The sequence below is a fragment of the Pseudoalteromonas sp. DSM 26666 genome (assembly GCF_900116475.1).
In the GTDB taxonomy this organism is placed as follows: domain Bacteria; phylum Pseudomonadota; class Gammaproteobacteria; order Enterobacterales; family Alteromonadaceae; genus Pseudoalteromonas; species Pseudoalteromonas tetraodonis.
In genome coordinates this window covers 208544-228728 of the sequence record NZ_FPAR01000002.1, presented here as the reverse complement: position 1 = coordinate 228728, position 20185 = coordinate 208544, and the positions used below count along the sequence as shown (strand labels likewise).

At 36.5% G+C, this 20185-nt stretch carries 18 protein-coding genes and 1 riboswitch; of the genes, 10 read left to right on the top strand and 8 right to left on the bottom strand.

The window, feature by feature from the left end:
• Positions 1-42: 42 nt before the first annotated feature.
• Positions 43-4542: an EAL domain-containing protein gene (locus BM380_RS05015; RefSeq protein WP_090493577.1), complete on the bottom strand. Its 4500-nt coding sequence runs from the start codon at positions 4540-4542 to the stop codon at positions 43-45.
• A gap of 159 nt (positions 4543-4701) precedes the next feature.
• Here BM380_RS05015 and BM380_RS05010 point away from each other — a divergent pair, with 159 nt between their 5' ends.
• From BM380_RS05010 to BM380_RS05000, 3 genes are all read left to right on the top strand, one after another.
• Positions 4702-5256 carry an isochorismatase family protein gene (locus tag BM380_RS05010; RefSeq protein ID WP_090493299.1) on the top strand — a complete coding sequence of 185 codons (555 nt, stop codon included), beginning with the start codon at positions 4702-4704 and terminating at the stop codon, positions 5254-5256.
• Positions 5257-5386: 130 nt separating this feature from the next.
• A complete protein-coding gene (locus BM380_RS05005; RefSeq protein ID WP_090493297.1) occupies positions 5387-6853 on the top strand; it encodes a methyl-accepting chemotaxis protein in 1467 nt (488 codons plus the stop codon).
• On the top strand, positions 6837-7361 hold the full coding sequence (locus BM380_RS05000; protein ID WP_090493295.1) for a DUF6436 domain-containing protein: 525 nt from the start codon (positions 6837-6839) through the stop codon (positions 7359-7361). The genes BM380_RS05005 and BM380_RS05000 overlap by 17 nt, the downstream gene beginning before the upstream one ends.
• 106 nt (positions 7362-7467) lie before the next feature.
• On the opposite strand, the gene BM380_RS04995 is transcribed toward BM380_RS05000, so the two are convergent.
• Positions 7468-8025: a TMEM165/GDT1 family protein gene (locus BM380_RS04995; protein WP_024601069.1), complete on the bottom strand. Its 558-nt coding sequence runs from the start codon at positions 8023-8025 to the stop codon at positions 7468-7470.
• 84 nt (positions 8026-8109) lie between these two features.
• A riboswitch (yybP-ykoY riboswitch) is annotated at positions 8110-8211 on the bottom strand.
• A gap of 178 nt (positions 8212-8389) precedes the next feature.
• Between BM380_RS04995 and BM380_RS04990 the strand changes: the two genes are divergently transcribed.
• A complete protein-coding gene (locus tag BM380_RS04990; RefSeq protein WP_013463090.1) occupies positions 8390-8701 on the top strand; it encodes a hypothetical protein in 312 nt (103 codons plus the stop codon).
• A 95-nt stretch (positions 8702-8796) separates the two neighbouring features.
• Here the strand turns inward: BM380_RS04990 and BM380_RS04985 are convergent, their stop codons facing one another.
• The 3 genes from BM380_RS04985 to BM380_RS04970 all read right to left on the bottom strand — a co-directional run bounded on the left by BM380_RS04985 (position 8797) and on the right by BM380_RS04970 (position 14521).
• The gene (locus tag BM380_RS04985) at positions 8797-10422 is read right to left on the bottom strand and encodes a methyl-accepting chemotaxis protein (RefSeq protein WP_090493293.1); all 1626 of its coding nucleotides are present in this window, start codon (positions 10420-10422) and stop codon (positions 8797-8799) included.
• 377 nt (positions 10423-10799) lie between these two features.
• Entirely contained in the window at positions 10800-13613 is a 2814-nt protein-coding gene (locus tag BM380_RS04975; protein WP_033104427.1) for a hypothetical protein, read from the bottom strand.
• The gene (locus tag BM380_RS04970; protein ID WP_033104428.1) at positions 13610-14521 is read right to left on the bottom strand and encodes an SIR2 family protein; all 912 of its coding nucleotides are present in this window, start codon (positions 14519-14521) and stop codon (positions 13610-13612) included. Before BM380_RS04970 ends, BM380_RS04975 begins: the two co-directional genes overlap by 4 nt.
• A gap of 527 nt (positions 14522-15048) precedes the next feature.
• Here BM380_RS04970 and BM380_RS04965 point away from each other — a divergent pair.
• The 4 genes from BM380_RS04965 (at position 15049) to BM380_RS04950 (ending at position 16780) form a co-directional block, all read left to right on the top strand.
• Positions 15049-15420 (top strand): hypothetical protein, encoded by a 372-nt coding sequence (locus tag BM380_RS04965; RefSeq protein ID WP_090493289.1) that lies wholly within the window; start codon positions 15049-15051, stop codon positions 15418-15420.
• Positions 15421-15502: 82 nt separating this feature from the next.
• Positions 15503-15766, top strand: coding sequence for a DUF6966 domain-containing protein (locus BM380_RS04960; protein ID WP_090493287.1), 264 nt, complete (start codon positions 15503-15505; stop codon positions 15764-15766).
• Between the two features lie 130 nt (positions 15767-15896).
• Positions 15897-16136 carry a hypothetical protein gene (locus BM380_RS04955; protein WP_090493286.1) on the top strand — a complete coding sequence of 80 codons (240 nt, stop codon included), beginning with the start codon at positions 15897-15899 and terminating at the stop codon, positions 16134-16136.
• Between the two features lie 449 nt (positions 16137-16585).
• Positions 16586-16780 (top strand): (2Fe-2S)-binding protein, encoded by a 195-nt coding sequence (locus BM380_RS04950; protein ID WP_011329912.1) that lies wholly within the window; start codon positions 16586-16588, stop codon positions 16778-16780.
• A 106-nt stretch (positions 16781-16886) separates the two neighbouring features.
• On the opposite strand, the gene bfr (BM380_RS04945) is transcribed toward BM380_RS04950, so the two are convergent.
• Together bfr (BM380_RS04945) and bfr (BM380_RS04940) are read right to left on the bottom strand one after the other, a co-directional pair.
• Entirely contained in the window at positions 16887-17351 is a 465-nt protein-coding gene (gene bfr / locus BM380_RS04945; RefSeq protein ID WP_036955020.1) for a bacterioferritin, read from the bottom strand.
• Positions 17352-17362: 11 nt separating this feature from the next.
• A complete protein-coding gene (bfr, locus tag BM380_RS04940) occupies positions 17363-17836 on the bottom strand; it encodes a bacterioferritin (protein ID WP_008466858.1) in 474 nt (157 codons plus the stop codon).
• Between the two features lie 381 nt (positions 17837-18217).
• On the opposite strand from bfr (BM380_RS04940), the gene BM380_RS18305 reads away from it, so the two are divergent.
• Positions 18218-18379 (top strand): hypothetical protein, encoded by a 162-nt coding sequence (locus tag BM380_RS18305; protein ID WP_013463108.1) that lies wholly within the window; start codon positions 18218-18220, stop codon positions 18377-18379.
• A 132-nt stretch (positions 18380-18511) separates the two neighbouring features.
• Here BM380_RS18305 and BM380_RS04935 read toward each other — a convergent pair whose 3' ends face one another.
• Positions 18512-19366, bottom strand: a complete 855-nt coding sequence (locus BM380_RS04935) for a cation diffusion facilitator family transporter (RefSeq protein WP_090493284.1) — start codon at positions 19364-19366, stop codon at positions 18512-18514.
• Positions 19367-19633: 267 nt separating this feature from the next.
• Between BM380_RS04935 and BM380_RS04930 the strand changes: the two genes are divergently transcribed.
• Positions 19634-20122, top strand: a complete 489-nt coding sequence (locus BM380_RS04930) for a GNAT family N-acetyltransferase (RefSeq protein WP_016899173.1) — start codon at positions 19634-19636, stop codon at positions 20120-20122.
• The last annotated feature ends 63 nt before the right edge of the window (positions 20123-20185 follow it).

The following is a 20185-nucleotide window of genomic DNA, read 5'->3' as shown; positions in this document are numbered from 1 at the left end:
TGCGTTAAACCTAAAAGCGACTTACCTAAGTCGCTTTTAGTTTCATATCAAATCAATAATTTTTTCGAAACACTCCGGGCTCATTAAATCGTTAGCACTCATAGGGCGAGCAAGGTAGTAACCTTGTAGCTTATGACAGCCAATATTTTTTAAAAACTCTAGCTGCTCCCGCGTTTCTACCCCTTCGGCAATGCAATATAACTCTAAGTTTTCAGCGAGTGAGTAAATCGTTTTAATAATAGATTCATTCCCTTTATCAATACCAATACTATTAACAAAGCTTTGATCTATTTTTATCACATTAATTGGAAATTGACTCAAATAAGTTAACGATGAATAGCCAGTGCCAAAATCATCAAGAAACAGTTTGAACCCAGCAGCCTGTAAGCTTTTTAGTTGCTTAGCTGCTTTGTATTTATCTTCTAATAGCGTGTTTTCTGTAATTTCTAAACGAAGTTGTTGTGGTTTTATCTGTGCTTTTTCTAGTATGGAGCTGAGCTGCTGCGTTATATTGGCCTTTAAAATATGTTTTGGAGACAAATTTAACGATATGTAAAACAACGGGTTAATGTTCAAAAGTGGAGCAAGCTCAGTAATTGCACGCTGTAATGCTTGCTCAGTTAACATATCAATTAAGCCAGTCTCTTCAGCAATAGGTATAAATAAAGCGGGAGAAACCGGTTTGCCTTGGTTTTCCCAGCGCATGAGTAATTCAACCCCACTTATTGTTTTATCTAGTGTATTAACAATAGGTTGATAGTGATTAAAAAACAGATTGTCCCTAGCAGCATCTTTTAAGTCGTTTTCAAGAATAAGCTTTTGTTTAATTTGCTCATTCATTTTTTCATTAAAAAACTGAAATCCATTTCTGCCTGCTTGTTTAGCATGCATCATGGCAATATCTGCGTTACGTATGAGGGCATCGGTCGATGTTGCATCGTATGGGTACAATGCAATACCAATACTGGCTGATATATTAATAGCGAAGTCTTCAATAATAACCTTGTTAGCCAGCTCTTTGCTCATTTCGTTGAGGGTGTGTTGTAAAGAGGCCATTGAGGTAACGTTTTCAACTAACACTAAAAATTCATCACCACTTTGGCGGCCAAATGTAGCGTCATCACCTAAGTATTGGCTCACTCGCTCGGTAATATTGCACAATAGTTTGTCACCCACTGCATGGCCAAAAGAGTCATTGACGGGTTTAAATTTATCTAAATCTATAAATATAACAGCGCATTGCGAATCGTCTTTAGCGGCGCTTGTAATGGCATTTTCGATTTTTTGATTCATTAAACTACGATTAGGTAAGCCCGTTAACGCATCGTAATTAGCAAGGTAGCGTAACTCATTTTCAGCGCGTTTCTGCTCTGTTAAATCGGTAATAACAATAACATAATAACTGACTTTATCTTTTTCATTAGCAACGGCTGTGGCACTTAAATGAATAGGGTGTTTTTCAGCTTTTGTGGTCTTTACATAAGCATTTGTTCGCCAGTTTTCTTTTGGTTTAAGTGCTTTTAAAATTGTTGCAAACTCTCTACACTTAGCTTGTCCAATGGCATTAATAAATAATTTTGAGGTAACAATCCCCTCTCTGCCTTCATCAGAAAACACATCCATAAAGCTGTTATTGGCTGAAAATGGCACGAGGTCTTCATCTAAAATAAGTAAAAAGTCATTTATTTGACTAAATGCTTCGCCTAATATTTTGGCTTGTTGTTCGTTTGCCAGCTGCTCGGTAATATTAGTAAAAATACCCGACACATAAAGAGGCTCTTTAGTGTCTTCATTATAAATAGTTTGCCCCAAATCATGAAACCATAACCAGTGCCCATCTTTGTGCCGTAAACGATAAGTAGCTTGCCAATGTTTTTGCTTAGTTTGGTTTGTAAAAGTATTCCATTTACTTTGTAGCCTGCGACGCTCATCAGGATGCATAATATTAAAAAAACTACTTATATCGATGCGTTCAGGTAAGTTCTCGTAGCCAAGCTCTGCGCCTCTATCTGTATTTACTGAGTTATCTGCAAAGCTATAGTTCCATACACCGCTTTTATTACTTTTTAGTGCCAGCTCAGTTTGTGTTTTAGAGTGCACAGCGGCGCGGTGAGCTTGTTCAATTGCAATTTTACGGCTTCGGTATTGCCAGAAAAATAAAAACAAAATAATAACAATAGCAATAAAATATAAAGTATATGCAATAGGAGACTGCCAAGGGGCGTAAGCTACACTAAATTTTAACTGTATGGGGTCACTTGTAATCACTCCATTTCGCTGTTGAGTAGACACAGACAAAATATAATCACCAGGTTGTAGTTTAGTAAAAAACACCTGGTTAGATTTTAAATCGTTGTAGCTCAAAGACGAAGGGCCTGTAAGCTCAACTTTGTAGTAGGTTTTATTAAGATTTTTATAATCAAAATTTGAAAACCGAACCGTTAAGCCCATATCGTCGTGCTTAAGCATTAATGGTTCAGTGCTGTATTTTGAAGGGGAGTAATTAAGGGCTTGTGAAAACAAACTAATATTAGTAATTGCTAAGTTATTATTGATTTTTCGCTGTTCATTATCAAATTGCTCTGGGTCAAACATTAGCACGCCGCTACGGTTACCAAACGCTAACTCGTTGTTGTGTAACCTTAATGCTGCTAGTGCTGTAAAGTGATTGTTACTTAAGCCATCTTTTATTGTGTACGTGGTGATGTTAAGCGTATCTAAATTAAGTTGATAAAGACCGTTATCAGTACTTATCCATAAAAAGTCTTTATTATCTGCAATAAGTTTAAAAATAGAGTTAGTATTTAATGAGTTGTGTTTATCAAATACATGCACTTGCTGATATGTTTTAGCGTTTACTGCAATTAAGCCTTCTTGGGTGGTGGCTAACCACAGCAGCCCTCGCTTAGCATCGTAATAATAATTCTCTACTGTATGGTAAAGATTGTTTTTTGCTGTTTTAGATTTAAAAATAGTAATTAAAGTCGCTGTTTCTTCGTTGTATCGAAAAAGCGTGTCAGAGGTACTTAACAGTAATTCGCCAGGGAAAGCCTCAGATGGGGTATGAAACGTATATGCAAGCATGGGCGATACCTGCTCTTTTAGTCCATTAATAACTCGGTTTTCGCCTGTGTTACCATTAAATATATAAAAGTTATCATTGTTTATATAAGCAAAAGTATCGGGTGCAACTTGTGCAATGCCGAACGTATAGTCGGTATTTAACTTGTACTGAGTAATGTATTTGTTTTTTTCAAATGTTGTTGTTTCTTTATTAAAGAGATCGAGCCCGGAAAAAGTTGCTAGCCATAGGTAGTTATCGCCTTTGCCATATGCAGGGAAAATATCACCTATAGCCGATAGGCCATAGACCGCTTTGCTATCTTTAGATTGTAGATATAAGTCACTCTTTTGGGTTTCTAAGTTATACTGAACAAGCCCATCGTCAGTGCCTATCCACAGTAATTTACTATTATCTTGGTAAATAGTGTTTACAATATTATTTTCAGGTAAGGTTATTTTTTTAAACTTTTTTGTTTGTGCTGCCCAAGTAAATATTCCATGTGTTCTAGAACCTAACCAAAGTAAGCCCGACTCATCAAACATAATATCGTTTATCGTGTTCTCTGTTACGTTGTAGTTACTATCTTTGAAGTTTAAAATAGGGCTAATGCTTGTGTTTTTTCTATCGAATTCAAATAACCCACTTTCTGTGGCAATAAACTCACCATACGGTGTGTTTATATAATCCCAAATATTATAGTCACTTATCAAAGTTGTTAATGCTGAAGGGTTTATATTTTTAATTTCATCAAAAGCAATCCGATACATTCCTTCAACCGTACCAATTAACAAACCGAGCTCATCATCTATGGATAAAAATTTAACATTGTTGCTATCGTTTGTAACTTCTTGAATGTCGTTAAGTGTTATTTGTTGTAGGTCGTTATTGGCAAAGTTATAAACATATAGCCCCTGATCGGCACCAATATACAATGTGTTTTGGTATAATGATAATGCTCTAATAAACATATTTTCATCGGGCAAAGATGAGATGAGTGTTAGGTCTTTTGATGTTTTACCATATCGGTAGATGTGCGAATCAATAGAAAAATAAAAATGCGCCGGTTGTTCAGCAACAGCCTGAACAGGAGAGAACTTTTCTTGATTTTGGTTTAAGTGCCCTGAATATATTAGCTCTGCTTGCAAGGTATTAGGGTTAATCAAATAACTTCCTGCAAGTTGAGTATTAACCAGAATTTGGCCGTCAATTGCTTTATAAATACTATTAATGTAGTTATTTTTTAAACCCAATTCGCTCTCGTAAGGCGTGACTTGGTATCCGTCGAATCGGTATAAACCTTCAGTTGTAGCAATCCATACATAGCCCATGTCATCTTGGAGTGATTTCACTATAAAGCTTTGCGACAATTGTTCGTTGTTAGTGACACGTTGTAATTGTTCTGAATAAGTTTGTGAAGCAAAACTATGCTGCGAGCAAACAAATATAAACATATAAACAATAAAGAAAAACTTACTCAAAAGCACTTACCCTTACAACGAACAAGGTTGGTATTAAATGTTGGCGTAATATAACATGAGTTTAATTCAAAAATTACAAAAAGCATTAAATGTAAATTGTTTGTTGTATTTTCGTTGGTGTTTTACAAGGTTAATCTGATTATAACGTAAGGACATAGTATGAATTACGCAGGAAATATTAAAGCAGAGCACAGTATACTTTTAGTTATCGACTTACAAAGTAAGTTAGCACCAGCGATTACTTCGTTTAATGACACGCTAGATTGTGCTTTGCAGTTAGCAAAAGCAAGTGCTATTCATCAAATTCCTTCAATAATTACAGAACATTATAAAAAAGGACTAGGTGAAAGTGATGAGAAAATAAAATCTGTGTTACCTAATGCTCGCTATTTTGAAAAAATTAACTTTAGTGCCTGTGCACAAGAGGGGTTTTTAGATACTCTTGCGCAATTAAATCGCCCACATATAGTTGTAATTGGCACTGAAGCGCACGTTTGTGTGTTACAAACATGCTTAGATTTATTACAGCAGGGTTATGCGGTCACTGTGGCAGCTGATGCAGTAGCATCAAGAAACACAGAGCACAAAGCTATTGCACTAGAACAGCTTCGTCAAGCCGGTGCTATAGTCTCTTGTGTAGAGACCATCATATTTCAATGGACAACAAAAGCAGGGACGTCTACCTTTAAACAAATACTACCAATTGTTAAGTAGCGCATTAAAAACGGTTTTAAATCAAATAATTTGTACTTTGTTTGATTTGAAATAATAAATAGCTAGCTGTTTTGAGTTTAAATATCAGCTGAACGTGTTTAAATTAGAACACAATTAATTTAAGGTTTTTATGTCTAGTGTAAGTCGGTTATTCACAATTATTTTTAGTCTTTTGTTTATTGAGTCTATAGGTATTGGTCTTTATTTTGGCACCCTGACAGAAGCATTTCTTGTCGGCTTACCGTTATGTTTGCTCCCCATTTGGCTTTTAAAAACCCAACCCGATAGCAAAATGACACCGCATGTTGTTGCGGCTGCAATTATGATGTTTTCATTTTTACATATTCAACAAGCCTATGGCCTTATCGAAGTGCATTTCGAAATATTCATTTTCTTAGCCATGCTAATAATGTTCATACAGTGGCGAGTGTTTATTACCGCTATTGTGTTTGTAGCTATACACCATTTATCTTTTTACTATTTGCAAACACAAAATACTGGTTTTTACGTATTTGATCCAGACCGACTCGCCTTTTCAACAGTGCTTATTCACGCAACGTATGCCATTGTGGAAGCGCTTGTAGCTGGTTTTATTGCCGTAACATTAAATCGCGAACGCCGTGCGGGTCTATCGTTAAGTTATGCCACAGAGCAAATAATGCAAGATCCAAATCAAGTTAAGCTTTCTATGCGAGCAGATGACACAACAAGCAAAGCGGTAGTTGGTTTTAATACTTTGCTTGAGTACTTATCAGATGTGATTAAGCAAGTTCAAGTTCAGTCTGACTCTTTAAAAAATAACTCTAAAGAGCTTATTCATGTTCATGATGAGTTAGCCAATAGCGCGCAGCAACGAAACGCGCAAACAGATGATATTGCTAATTCAGGCGCACAAGTTGCGCATGGTTTTAAGTTAGTTGAACAAGAAAGTGATACTTTAAAACAACAAGTTAATAGCATTACTGAATCAGCCAATGTTGCGCTGGAAGAAGTATTACAAACCGACAGAAAAAGCACCGAGCTACTCACCTTGTTAACAAACACTGAAGAGCAGTTAAGCCACTTAGTGGCCGCTGGGGATGTTATTACTAGTTTACTCAATGAAATTTCAGGCATAGCCGACCAAACTAATTTATTAGCCCTTAATGCTGCAATAGAGGCCGCACGAGCGGGTGAGCATGGCAGAGGGTTTGCTGTTGTTGCCGATGAAGTACGCTCGCTTGCAAATAGCAGCCAAGCAACAACAACCAAAATAGCGTCTACGCTTACAGATCTGGTAAATAATAGTCGCACGTCAACTCAGTCGATGAATCAATGTGTAGAATTTGTGGTTGATTTAACAAAAATAAGCGCAACGATGAAAGAGAATATTTCGTCAATGAGTGATCAAATTCAAGCGGTATCTGCCAGCACTAACTCAGTAGCTCAAGTGGTTGCCGAACAGGCTGGAAATACAGAGCAAATAGCAATGAGTACAGATCAAATGCGCCAAAATCAGTATCAAGAGACTAAAATAGTTGAGCAGTTAACGGCTAAAGTGCAGCTGATAGACGTAAGTATTGATGTATTAGAGCAAAGTATTGCAAAATTTAAATAAGTCTCGTTATTTCACCATTAGCTTAATTTGTATATGGCTTGCTTTTGTTGTGTCGGCACTTGTTTACTTTCAGCTAGGGCAGCTAAAGCCCTTTGATGAGGGTAATATGCTTAAACAACAAAACTGGTTTTCGCAATTTAAAAACCAAGTACTGTGGCAAAACAAAGACAGTGCTCAACTTGTGATTATTACGCAAGAAAATTGCGGCTGTACAATTCAAGCACAGCCTCATTTATCAGCCCTGCAACGCTTTGCTACAAACCAAGGCGTTGAAGTGCAAAATTTTGTATTAAATAATGAGTTAAAGTCAGTGATCCCTGCCACACCTGCCGCCGTTTTAATTGATAAAAATGGTGAGTTTGTTTATGCAGGGCCTTTATCTGAAGGGCTGGCATGCTCTCAAGGTAGTAGCTTTGTGGAAACCGTTATTAGTAATTTACAGGCCGGATTTAACTCATCATTATTAATAGCGGATACAAAAGGCTGCTATTGTGTAAATAACGCCTAAATCATATACCCTTATATAAAAAGCGCTTACAACTAACTTGTATAAAAGTAGGTAAGCGCTTTTTATTGTTTAACGATTAAAGAGTGATTTAAACGTTATTTAATCATTATATAGTCACTAAACCATAAATACCCAACAGTACAAAAACACTGGCTGCTATCGCTCTTACGGTATTTAATGGAATTCTTTTTAGTAACGCCTTACCGGCATAAATAACAGGGACATTGGCAATTAACATGCCTACTGTAGTACCCAGCGTAACCCAAAGTACTGATTGATATTGTGCACCGAGCAACACGGTTGCAATTTGTGTTTTGTCCCCAATTTCAGCAATAAAAAATAAGATTAAGGCCACTAAAAATGCACCATAGCGGTCGTATTTATGGCTCACTTCTTCATCTTTATCTGGAATAAGTAGCCACAGCCCTACCACAATAAAGCTTATATTGACTATCCAAGGTAAGTATTCGACGGCAAAGTTCCCGCTTAGCCAATCACCAAACCATGCAGATAAACCATGATTAATAATAGTAGCAGCGAGAATGCCTAAAATAAGTGCAATTTTATTATGAAAGCGAGCAGCTAATAGTAAAGATAAAAGCTGGGTTTTATCGCCTATTTCAGCAAGGGCAACAGTGACGGTAGAGGTTAAAAAAATATCCATTAATATAATCTTCAGGCGGGAATACTAAACCAAGGCAAACAGCTATCTCCCGCCATGAGGATAGTGTCTACCTAGGTCTCGCCGATAACGCTTGCTACAACATTACAAACTTACCATGCACATGAGGTGCAATTATGTTGATAAGTTTACTCATTACTGAGCGGGCTACTCCCCTAAGAGGGCAGAGATTATTCCACAAAGTTTAAAGTAGGTAAATATATTCGGGTAACTTTTAAATTTAAAAGGTGGCTTTGTGTCGTTAGTGCACAAATAAACTTGCTTTTGGCTATCAAATTAGCTGTAATAATAAACAGAAGGAAGTTGAACAATTTGAAATTATATGCACGTGTAAAGGAATTTAAATATGCAATCAACTGTCGTTAAATCAACAATGGCAACCATTCAAAATGGAGTTATGAAAGCGGACGGAAAGTTTTGGATTACGCAAACCGACTTAAATTTTGAACCTTTTAATGAAAAATTAGGGTTAGAACCATATACAATTGCCCGTGATACAATTTTAAAAGTGGTTGAATGTAAAGGCAAAGGCGCAGGCCTTGTTCCAATAACAGCTGATGCGATAGAGGTTTTCACGCAAGATGGCAGCTCGTATCAGTTTATACTCTCAAACCCCAGTGATTGGATAAATATATTGTCAAATCAAACTAGTGCTTAAAGTAACAAGCATGCCATCAATTAATAATTTTAATTGATGGCAAATAAGGCTTTCATTTAAGGTATAACTCCTAACATGCGGCAAAATGAAAGTACCTAAACTTTAAATACATTAACTTGCCCTTGTAGCATTGCCGCAAGCTGTGCGAGTTCTTGCGATGCCTGTGCATTTTGCTGTGAGCTTTCGCTAACCGACGTGATACTCGCGCTAAACTCATTAATATTACTGCTTAGCTCATTTGCGACCATTTTTTGCTCCTGAGTTGCGGTTGATATTTGAGTATTCATATCTGCAATTTCAGTAACTTCACGGTTAATTTCGCTGAGCACCTGCGAAGAATAATTAGCATGGTCAACACTCTCTTTAGCGCTGCTTTCAGCGTTACCCATGGCATTAACAGCTTGCTGAGCCATGCCTTGTAGTTTAGTGATCATTTCATTAATGCTAGCGGTTGCCTTTTGAGTATTGTGAGCAAGTTGCCTTACCTCATCGGCTACAACGGCAAAACCACGACCAGAATCGCCAGCTCTTGCTGCTTCAATAGCTGCATTTAAAGCTAACAAGTTAGTTTGCTCAGCAACGCTTTGAATCATCATAACAACTTGGTTTATATCATTGGTTTGTGTATTTAGATCTGTAATGAGCTGCGTATTAGTATTAACTAAAGTTGAAAGCGTATTTATTGACTCTATATTATCAGCAACAGCTTGTTGCCCTTGGCCTGCCTTAATGTCGGCACTTGTAGCCTTGTCGGAGGTTGTTTGCGCGTTTTGAGCAACTTGTTCTATTGCACTGCTCATTTGAGTAATTGCAGTTGCAATCATAGCCGATTGTTGCTCTTGCTGCGTTGCTGTACTGGCAACCTGAATACTAATAGAGTTCATTTCTTCAGCTGCAGAGGCAAGTGTCAGTGTTGCGCCTGCCATATCTTTTACTAAACCTTGGATCCGAAGTAGCATATCATTAAAGTTAGATGCGGTATCTGCAATCTCATCCTTACCTTGAACCTCAGCACGAGCTGTTAAATCAGCATTGGTCGCAATGTGCGTTATGGTATCGCGTAATGACATTAATGGATTTTGTATCGAGGAATAAATAAAGTAAGCAACAATCAGTAAAAGTAAAATCAATATCGCGATTGTCACACTCATTATCAATTTTATAAATTGATAATTCTCATCGGCTTTAACTTTAAAATCACTCGCTTCTTTAAGCTGTAAATCAATTAAAGCTTGGTAGCTGGCACTTAGCGGATCAAAGAGTTGGTAAAGCTCATAAACAAATTGATTTTGTGGTAGTGATAAAAACTCACCACTATTAATGCTTAAAATTAAATTATTCAAGTGCGTAAGCACGGGCTTTAGTTTACTTTCAACGTTATCTACCAAGCGTTTTTCTTCAACTGTTAGCTGTGTACTCAAGTAGGCTTTCCATTCATCATCAGCCGTATTTCTAGCATCATTAATATTCGCTAAAAGCGCTGATTTGGTAATAGACTCAGCACGATACTTGTGAAGTAAGTCAACAATATTTACAGCGTAATTATCAGACACATGTTTAATTTGCTTAAGTGGTACGACACGGTCGTCGTATAAACTATCAATCCCTGCTACTAACCTTCCCATTGTGTTTATTGAAAAAAACGATGTAATTAAAAAAATCATAATTGGTAGCAATGCAAGCACGGCTAAACGGGTACGCACAGAATAATTGTTTAACATAGTTATCCAAAATTACAGCAATAATAAAAAAGTATAATATGGATAAAAAATTTTACTGAATTTTTATATGAAAATTATTCAGGGTTTATAATTCTTGCGCTTTAAGTTAATAACTCAAGTCTCATTTCAAAAAGCTTTTACTCGCATAATCCAATCAATCTTTATTATTGTTACTGCAGATAGGGGGGTAGGCAATCTTGTCATTGTTTGCAAAACGCCAAGCAAATTATGTGTGATTGAACTGCGCTTAGAGCGAGAAACAGACGGTCGCTCAAACTCGTTTTTGGACAAAAACGTGTTAGCATTTTTTGCTGAAACACGTTCGTGGAAAAAAGTTGTAGTCAACACTCTCAGACTTTCTGAGCTATAATACCTCATTATTTAGTGATCCTTTGATACATCGCTACCACTGGCTCATCATTATTTTTTATGTAAATGTCAGCAATTTTTTTTGAAATAACCTGTCCGACCTGACCTAACGAAATTATATTCTTAAATATTGTTTCTAAAGGGTCTAGATCATACATATAGAATGGCTTTGATAATGTCTCTATCCAAATGTCTGCGACATCTGTGGCATAGCCTTCACTCAACCTCGCCATTTCTTTCATAAACGACATACCATTATGATCGTCATTAACATAAGGAGCGACAGCCATCAACCAAGCTTTAGTATCCACAGTCAACTCATCTATGTATTCCACCCACAAAGCTAGCTTGGATGCCAAAGGCTTTTTATCAAAATTTTGTTGATTAATTAGCTCAACTAAATCAGGCCATAGAGCAAATACTAACTCTTTGGTCTTTTCTATATTTTGGTCTCTTATAGACCATAAAAACCAAACAACTTTGCTTAACTCACTTTCTTTTTGTCTACCTAAAAGAAGCCTCAACAAGCTTTCATCATCAAGTTGATCTCTTTTTTGAAGATATTCAATACATGCATATTCTATATAGCGACCTTTAACCGTATCTGAAAAGCTTTCATCATCTAGCAGTGCGGGATAATATTGTTTTTCTTTAAAATGAGCATGAATTTCAGGAATTAGCCAACCTACATATGAATAGGCTTGTATAGCGCATCGCCATTGAAGAGAATTTGTTTCACCAAACATTTGCTCAATATTTTGCACAGTCCAGTCTTTAGAAAGATAAAGAAAGTTACGCACATACATTAATAGAATCGTAATAAATTCATATTCACCAGCAGTATGTGGCTTGCTCAGTTCATTATCGAAAGTTGGCTGATAGCCAGCCCATATTCGTATGTGCTCTTCTGAATCTTTTTCAACATTTCTGCATTGATATAGAGCTAATTTAAAGTAAGCCTCTAAGCAGCGACCCCTTGGACTATTAATAGCCATAGATACAGCATCAGAGTCATCATTAAAATCTTCACCAGATGCTTTGTTTAGAATTAGCTCAAGCGTATTTTTAACATCGTGTGTTAACTCAAGACTAAAAGCGTGTTCATCCTTTTCACATCCTGATTCTACTAATCGACAATAAGAACTGATCACCCAGTGTTTGTCACCTATGAACGGGCCTGAATCCGTATTATCAACAGAGTTCCAAAAAGAAGCTTCATTAAACAATTTAGTAGCAAAGTTAATAATTTTAGGCCAAAGTTCGTTCCACGGTCGCTGTGCTTTATCTGTCCATAACTTTGAGTAAGCAGAAAATATTTTGTCTAGATAATGTGGTTTAAGATCAATGAATGAATCCAAATTATTAAGGATTTCACAACTATCGAGTAAAACTAGCTCTTCAAACGTATTAACTAATCCCTCTATGCCCGGTTCATTGAAGTGTCCAACTTCCTTATACTCGTTTAAGAAATGTATCAACGAATCAATGTCTTCAAGCATAACTGCAAGTTCAGAAACAGACAGTGGAGATACATCTACCGCAACACCACCGCTCATATAACATGAAAAGTCGGGATGATCTGGCTCAGCACCTGTAATATCAACACAAGCTTGATACTTCGCTTGTGTCACTTCATTTTCATCTTTGATAGCGGCAAACCAATTTGACTGCTTGTAAGCAGTTGGTTTGTCTAATAGCACTCCAGTTTCTTCATCCGTCACATTTAACGACTCTATCGCTGCAATAACTGATTTTTGCTGCTCTGCTCGTAGTGAAGAAAAATTCTTGTGGATAAAATGCCAAAGCTCATGGCGATACTTATCGTTAAAATGATTTGGCTGAATAACTAAAGTTATTACTTGCTGTTCAAGTTTTTCAAAATATACACTCGCAACATAGATAGCGACACGTTTAATAGTTTGGTAATCACTATTGATTAACTCTGTTAGTTTTTCATTAGCGTTGTTATCAGAATCTTCTTTTACGTAACCTAACAAAGCATCTCTAAAAAGCTTTAGAACAATATCATCAGCGTCATTGTGTCTGCTGCTTTGCTTATGCTCAGGTATTGCGTTACGCCAAACATTCGACCACTTATCATTGCGATTAATATCGAGTACTTCTTTGAGTTTTTGCTCACATAAGTTTACTGCGACTAAACCTAACTTTTCACCGAGAGCCGCAGCATTCTCTTCTATAAACTTTCCTGCTTGATAATCATCAAAGCCCAATACGGCTTCATGTTTATTATCTGCGTATCTGCCTTCAACACTGTGAATTGCAAATAACTTATCTAACAGAAATATGCCGAATGAAACCGACTGTTCAGTATTAATATCAATCAGCTCTAACATCCACTCACTAATTTCCTTATTAACAAGATAGCGGTCAAATTTATCGTTTAGCCAGTCGCTAACACAGCCAATATCGTCAAGGTTGATAACCTCTAAAGGTATATTTCTAAGAATTTTACTGAATTGCCACCATGTCCTGTAGTTAGAACGCTCATTTGCTACCGCATATTGAGTAACTTCTTTTAGTAGGCTTAAATATTTTCGTGCCATTTCGACATCATTTTCTTCTCTTAATTTAAGAGATGACGAAACAAGATATTCTGTGATGGGCCATGAGGGTATGTGAATTGTACCGTCAGACTTTGTAACTGGAGCTGGGTTACATTCAGGATCTAAGTACCCTGACTCTAAAAATGCATCAAACCATACTAAATCATCGACTTTTTTAAATAGCCAAGGCTTTAACGCGGGTTCATTTCTAACTCTCTGAAGAGCATTTCTTTGTTTTACAGTTAAATTAGTGCTCATGACAAATCACTATCAAGCTCAGCTAATTGCTCAGCCAAGCTTGCTCCACCAAAATCAAGCTGCTTTACCCACTTTTCAATAATGCTTGTTTGCTGTTCATAATTTTCATGGTCTCGTAAGAAACCGATCAATTTGGCATTAAAAGATTTGCGATAATATTTGTTTAACTTATCGAACAGTAGTTGCTCAGCTTGAAAGAACCCTTGAAGTATAAATAATTTTGTTTCAGCGGAGCCTGCCTGATTACTTGATTTAAGTACATATTCGAGTATTTCAGTTTCTTCTAATCCGTACCCTAAAAATAAGACTGTTTTATTTAAAAATAGCTTTTGTAAAAACTCAGGAACCTCACCAGATGTATAGTGATTCAAGTAATCTTTTGTAGTTATAACCATGCTACTTGGTTCATCAACACAACCATGAATATGTACAACAGCACCTTTCTGATCCAAGTTAGCGCTTAATAAGTCTTTTCTTTCGAAATAACGCCATTCATCTTCACTTTTCTCTTTGGAAATTTCGGGAACTATTAGCTTGTCATAATTGGTTGTTACAAAGGTACAACCAAATTCATTTATACTTTTGTAAATATCACTATTTTCTTTGGATAACGTAAATATTTTTTGATAATCAACTTGTGTACCATTTTCATTTTCGTCATCAAGGATTTTTGCAATTGAAAGGCGTTTACGTGGATCTGCAAGGGCATTAATCATCTCCTTTTCATAATGATTAATAACCCTGTTATTCAATAGTTGTTCAACTACACCGTATGCAAAGCCATCCCATGATTGATGACCAACGAGCCGGGATATACCTGCACCAATAAATAATACGAGAGACCCTTCCTTTGCTGCCGTTATTATTTCAGGGTCCAACTCCGGCATTTCCCGCAAAAAATCTGCCATTAGCTAACCTTCATTTTTACTGTTAGCAATTCTCGCATCAGGCCCTTCCATCTCGATGTTGAAAAATTATTCTAATTATCAGTTACTTTACATGATTTTTCACAGAGATAAAGCATGATATGGGAACTTGAAGCACTTAGGGTTAAAATTGAGCCCATACACACTAGATTTAGCCCACTTACACTTACAACTCAATCACTATCTTGTAACTCATTTTGGGGCAGAGACGAGTTATACCGGAATAGCTGTTTTTGGCACTCAGGCGTACTTCGGCAAAGAGCGATAACCGGACACTGAAAAAGTTAAATTTATTCCTACTTCTTTGAGTAGGGGCCTAATTTTGTCCAATAACATTATTAACTGCCGTTTTGGGGCAAAATAACATGCTTAATTCCTAGCTCTTTTAATTACCTGTTTACAAAGGTAATTATTGGTGAAATTATCAGGGTATGTAATATACGCCGTTTTGGTGCGTTATAAACCACCAAAATGGTGTTCAATAAGCTGTTAGCACTCAAGAGGGAGTTATGAGTAAATTTTTAAATTCGGTTGCCTTGTTACCAATGCTCGGTTTCATTTTTACTATGATTTATAGCATTATTGCAAAGGAAGAAGTTTATACAAATTATCACTGGTTTGTTGTTGCCTTGGTTTCACTCCAAGCTTCCGCTGAGCGTCTTAAAAATGTAAATTCAGTAAGCACAATGGTTTTTGTTTCTAGTATTCTTGCAAACATATTATTACTTGTAGCATCTGGGTTTGATTTAAAAGTAACTCCAGCCACTTTTGTGCTGTTTTTAGGTTATTTAAGTGTTGGCTTTTTAGTTGTAATTGGTAATTTGGCTGTGAATTGGTACAAGCAATTGAGTGCTAACAAGGCCTTAAAGTCGGATTCGTAACAGTTGGCTCGGTTCCGCTTCGCTTCACATTTTAGCCAACTGCTACTCACCGCTTAAGGCGGCGTTACTGTATTTGAGAGTTATGGAATTAAACGAAGCAATCACATCTTTCAATGAGCTATTAGGCAAATACGGTGCTCGCAATTGGAGGCTTAGTGATGTTCGTTCTGCGTCATCAGCACGAACTGTACTTAAAAAGTTTGGAGGAATAGGAAGTATAAATGATTTATATATTTGTTTTGCCAATGGTCACAGTATAAATCCAGATCAAGAAGCAGCAGTAAATAGTGAGCTTCATGAATTATTAGAGTGTATCTATCAGCATTGTAAAGCAAAGGCTAAGTAGAGAGAGATACACCACAAAGTTAAAAAGTTTAGGCACCCACGCACTTCGTGCTGGTCCTACGTAAACTGTTACGTTTTTTGTTTCCAAAAATACCGCCGTTGCCAAAGGCGTTATAAATCTAGGAATCATTATGAAATGGCCTACAACTGAACAATGCTATGCGGCAATGGCAAAACTCGCTGAGTATTATATGGAAGGTGAGAAGCTGGACTATTGGATGGATTTGATTCGTAGTGGAGTTGCTAAGGACGTTTTCCCTCCAGGCAAAGGCTTCCTTGTAGATGTATATGAAGCAAGGATGTCCACGGATAAGCCTGAGCTTGAAGACTACTTGGAATTGCACCAGCTTATTTGTAGCGTATGTGTGTAGCTAAGTTAGATTTATAACCAGCGTATTAAGAGTAGACGGTGAACAGATGGCTGCCTTTTTTCACTAATTTTAGTCAACTGCTTCCGCTGCTTACACAGGCGTTACCAATGTCCCCTTATGGCACAAACCGGAAATAGCCCACGCACTAATCCTGTATGTATACATTAAGGCTTCTTCAGACTTAATGTAATTCATTTTAATCATTCAACTATTTACCTAAATCTAAACCTACTTAAATTTAAGGCGAGACTTTAGTTAATAAATCTCAATTTAAGTGCCATACTTCGATTGAAATTTAAACAATTCTCAAGCTGCCGCGAATTCTCAACTTAAGTGGCGCTGGCCAAAAAAAATGCAAAAAAATCAAATTTTATAAAAAACCAATTGATAACTATTTTCGTTTAGATTAGTATAAACCTACTAAATGAAAGTAAGAGTTGTTTGTATTCATGTATATTTGTCTTTGTCACGGTGTGACCGATAAAAAAATTGAGCAAACCATCGACGATGGTGCTACTACCATGCGCGAGCTAACTAAAGAGCTTAAAGTAGGCAGCCAATGCGGTAAGTGTTGTGGCTGCACTAAAAAGATCCTCAATCGTAAACTGATTCAAATAGCAGATATAACCGATCAAGTGGCCTAATAGTAGTCTATATAATAGTCCCTATCTAAACGAATTGGTTTAACATTTAAAAATTAAACATAAAAAAAGCAGCCTTAGCTGCTTTTTTTATATTTATAACTTTAACTTACAGTTGTGATTGTAAGTAGTTTTCAAGCCCAGTGTTTTTGATCAGCAGTTGCTGTGTTTCGAGCCAATCAATTTGCTCTTCTTGCTCATTTAAAATGTTATCGAGCGCTTCACGGCTAATGTAATCTTTTTTACTTTCAGCTAGTTTAATGGCAGTACGTAGCTCGTCTACGGTATCAAGTTCAAAGCTCATGTTAGCGGCAATCATTTCTTCGCTGTTTTCGCCTATACGTAAACGTCCTAAATCTTGAAGATTAGGTAAGCCTTCTAAAAATAAAATACGCTCAATTAAACGGTCGGCGTTTTTCATTTTTTGTATCGATACTTTGTAATCAGCTTTGTCTAGTTTACTAAAACCAAAATCTTTAAACATGCGTGCATGTAAAAAGTATTGGTTAATACCCACAAGCTCATTAGCAAGTACTTTATTTAGTGCTGCAATAACGTCTTTATCGCCTTTCATAATATAAGTCCTTATTCGCCCATTTGAGCTTGGTGATAGTTTTGAGTGCCAATTTTGTCAATCAGACCCAGTTGTTGCTCTAACCAGTAAACGTGATCTTCTTCGGTATCAAATAATAGCTTTTCTAGAATTTCACGAGATTGATAATCTTGCTGTTGTTCACAGATAGCAATAACCTCTTTAACACACTCAACCACTTCAAGTTCTAAGGTTAAGTCGTTTTGCATCATGCTTTTTACATCGTTACCAATTAACAGGTCACGACGTTTGGTCATGTTTGGTACGCCTTCTAAAAAAAGAATACGCTTGATTAGCCAGTCAGCGTGGTCTTTTTCTTCTTCCATTTCATGGTTAAGACGCTCATAAAGTTTGTTTAAGCCCCAATCGTCGTACATACGAGAATGAATAAAATACTGGTCAATAGCAGCTAATTCGTTAGCTAACAATGTATTGAAGGCGTCGATTACTTTTTGATTACCTTTCATAGCGCTTATCCTAAAAATTCTAATTGTGGCTAGTCTAGTATATAGGCACAGAATTGCAAGTAATTTACTTATAAATCATATGGTTAATATTGAGTTTGATTCTCGTTTAAGTTTGCATTGCTGGCTGACAAATGGACAAGTTGTTATTTGTATTTTAGATCAGCAAGTTACATTTTTTATAACATAAAAAGGCATACTTACTAAGGTTATTAAGTAAAATATTGCAGCTATTCTAAGTGTTGAGGTTGTTCTTTTACGCTTTATTACTTCGAATTCTGGGATGAATACAGTAAAACTGAAATATTTACACAACTGAGTTTTTTCACTCAATTTATTTTGTAGCCACTCTCGTAATCTAATTATTGCTATTGTAGCGGGGGGATGTCTTTGCACCCAGCTCACGGCTCTGTAATTAATGAAGTAAGAAAGGCTAAGGAGCAGGGAAGTGGACATTTATTGTTTACACAAATATCAGTGAAAAAAGCAGATAAAGCTGAAAACTTAATGCTGCCCCTTGCAGCAGCAACTATCAGTACTCTTTAATTAATTTGTGATAATACTTATCTATCGTATTTTTGTAGCGGTCTAAATAAAAACCGCTGAGAAGTCTATCTAATATACAAGTAAACCTACTTAGAGCTTTAATGTAATCATTTTGGTTATTGAAAACAGTGATTAGTAACACTCGATTACACAGTGCTCAATTGCAAATTCATCATGTAAATAATGTTTAATGGCGTTAAGCTCAATAAGTGTATCTGTTTGCATCACAATTTCACAGTGTGTGGTGTTATCGTCGAGTTGCCATGCTTTTATTGATTTTATTTGAGTAATGGCAAACTGTTGCAGTAACTTTTTACTGATAAGTTGCTGGTCAAAACCAATGGGTGCTGCCTGCATTAAAATGCTGCAGCTGGCTTTAAGTAATAATACGCCGTGATAAATAACATACATTGATATCAATATAGTCGCTATTAAATCAACTACATACCACTGGTATAAAATAATTAAAGTACCCGCAATAATAACCACAATAGAGGCCATGGCATCAGACACATTATGAATAAACGCCGCCTTTATGTTCATGTTATTTTTAGCGCCGGCTTTAAAGGTTAATAATGCAGTGACTAAATCAATGAATAGCGCTACTGCAGCAACCCACACAATGATCCAGCCATTGATAGGTTGAGGGTTTAAATACCCGCTAATTGCTTCAAAAATTAAATAACAGCCAATCACAATTAAGGTTGTACTGTTAAAAAGTGTGGCTAATATTTCTGCACGTTTGTAGCCAAAATGGTGGGTTGTATCAGCTTGCTTATTGCCAATTTTTCGAGCAACGAGGGCAATAAAAATTGAGGCCGCATCACTTAGGTTATGTAATGCGTCGGCAATTAATGAAAGACTGCCGGAAAATACGCCGCCAACAACTTGCACTGCAGTCAGTAAAACATTTATAAATACGGCAAGAGTGAGCTGTTTATCACTTTGGTTATCATCAACGTGACTGTGTGAATGACCATGACCCATTTTAGTTAAACTTCTTCATTGCTTTACTGTGTACTCATAATGACAACTTTTTGCCATATATAAAAGCGTTGTTTTAATTTGTTTTTTTTAATGCCCTAATGACTAAATTGAAATAAGCTCGTGAACGTTACTTATTGAATATAAAACGATATGCTAGGGTATAAATAAATGTATTAATGGCTTAAATTATCATAATTAGTTAAGCACTTTTTATATTAAATTAGATGCTTACCAGGCATAAAAGTAGTTTTTTAAGGGTCAATAACAATGAACACAGCAATAGAAATTCGCGATGCAAAGCCAAGTGATGCAAAAACAATTCTACACTTTATCAATGAGCTTGCTATTTACGAAAAAGAACCTGATGCAGTTAAAACCGATGAGCAAGCCATTTTAAACACCCTGTTTTGTGAAGGCGCAACGGCGCACAGTTTAATATGTTTACAAGATGATGAGCCAATTGGTTTTGCCGTATATTTTTACAATTACTCGACTTGGTTAGGAAAAAATGGCCTCTACCTAGAAGATTTATACGTGAGCCCAGATAGCCGCGGAAATGGGGCTGGTAAAGCCATTATGAAAGAACTGGCAAACAGAGCAATCAATAAAGACTGTGGCCGCTTTGAATGGGTGGTACTTGATTGGAATAAACCCGCGATTGATTTTTATAATAGTATGGGCGCTGAGCCACAAAATGAATGGATTATATATCGTTTAACGGGTCAGGCATTAATTGATTTTGCAAATAAAGATTAGTGCCGAATATGGCCAGTAATATACCTAGTTTTTGTTAAGCTAAGCGCTACATAACTTATAAGA

Bases quoted from the DNA above. Each gene is read 5' to 3' on its own strand.
- BM380_RS05010 (WP_090493299.1), top strand. From the start codon at position 4,702: ATGAATTACGCAGGAAATATTAAAGCAGAGCACAGTATACTTTTAGTT.
- BM380_RS05005 (WP_090493297.1), top strand. From the start codon at position 5,387: ATGTCTAGTGTAAGTCGGTTATTCACAATTATTTTTAGTCTTTTGTTT.
- BM380_RS04995 (WP_024601069.1), bottom strand. From the start codon at position 8,025: ATGGATATTTTTTTAACCTCTACCGTCACTGTTGCCCTTGCTGAAATA.
- BM380_RS04990 (WP_013463090.1), top strand. From the start codon at position 8,390: ATGCAATCAACTGTCGTTAAATCAACAATGGCAACCATTCAAAATGGA.
- BM380_RS04985 (WP_090493293.1), bottom strand. From the start codon at position 10,422: ATGTTAAACAATTATTCTGTGCGTACCCGTTTAGCCGTGCTTGCATTG.
- BM380_RS04975 (WP_033104427.1), bottom strand. From the start codon at position 13,613: ATGAGCACTAATTTAACTGTAAAACAAAGAAATGCTCTTCAGAGAGTT.
- BM380_RS04970 (WP_033104428.1), bottom strand. From the start codon at position 14,521: ATGGCAGATTTTTTGCGGGAAATGCCGGAGTTGGACCCTGAAATAATA.
- BM380_RS04965 (WP_090493289.1), top strand. From the start codon at position 15,049: ATGAGTAAATTTTTAAATTCGGTTGCCTTGTTACCAATGCTCGGTTTC.
- BM380_RS04960 (WP_090493287.1), top strand. From the start codon at position 15,503: ATGGAATTAAACGAAGCAATCACATCTTTCAATGAGCTATTAGGCAAA.
- BM380_RS04955 (WP_090493286.1), top strand. From the start codon at position 15,897: ATGAAATGGCCTACAACTGAACAATGCTATGCGGCAATGGCAAAACTC.
- BM380_RS04950 (WP_011329912.1), top strand. From the start codon at position 16,586: ATGTATATTTGTCTTTGTCACGGTGTGACCGATAAAAAAATTGAGCAA.
- bfr (WP_036955020.1), bottom strand. From the start codon at position 17,351: ATGAAAGGCGATAAAGACGTTATTGCAGCACTAAATAAAGTACTTGCT.
- bfr (WP_008466858.1), bottom strand. From the start codon at position 17,836: ATGAAAGGTAATCAAAAAGTAATCGACGCCTTCAATACATTGTTAGCT.
- BM380_RS18305 (WP_013463108.1), top strand. From the start codon at position 18,218: ATGTCTTTGCACCCAGCTCACGGCTCTGTAATTAATGAAGTAAGAAAG.
- BM380_RS04935 (WP_090493284.1), bottom strand. From the start codon at position 19,366: ATGGGTCATGGTCATTCACACAGTCACGTTGATGATAACCAAAGTGAT.
- BM380_RS04930 (WP_016899173.1), top strand. From the start codon at position 19,634: ATGAACACAGCAATAGAAATTCGCGATGCAAAGCCAAGTGATGCAAAA.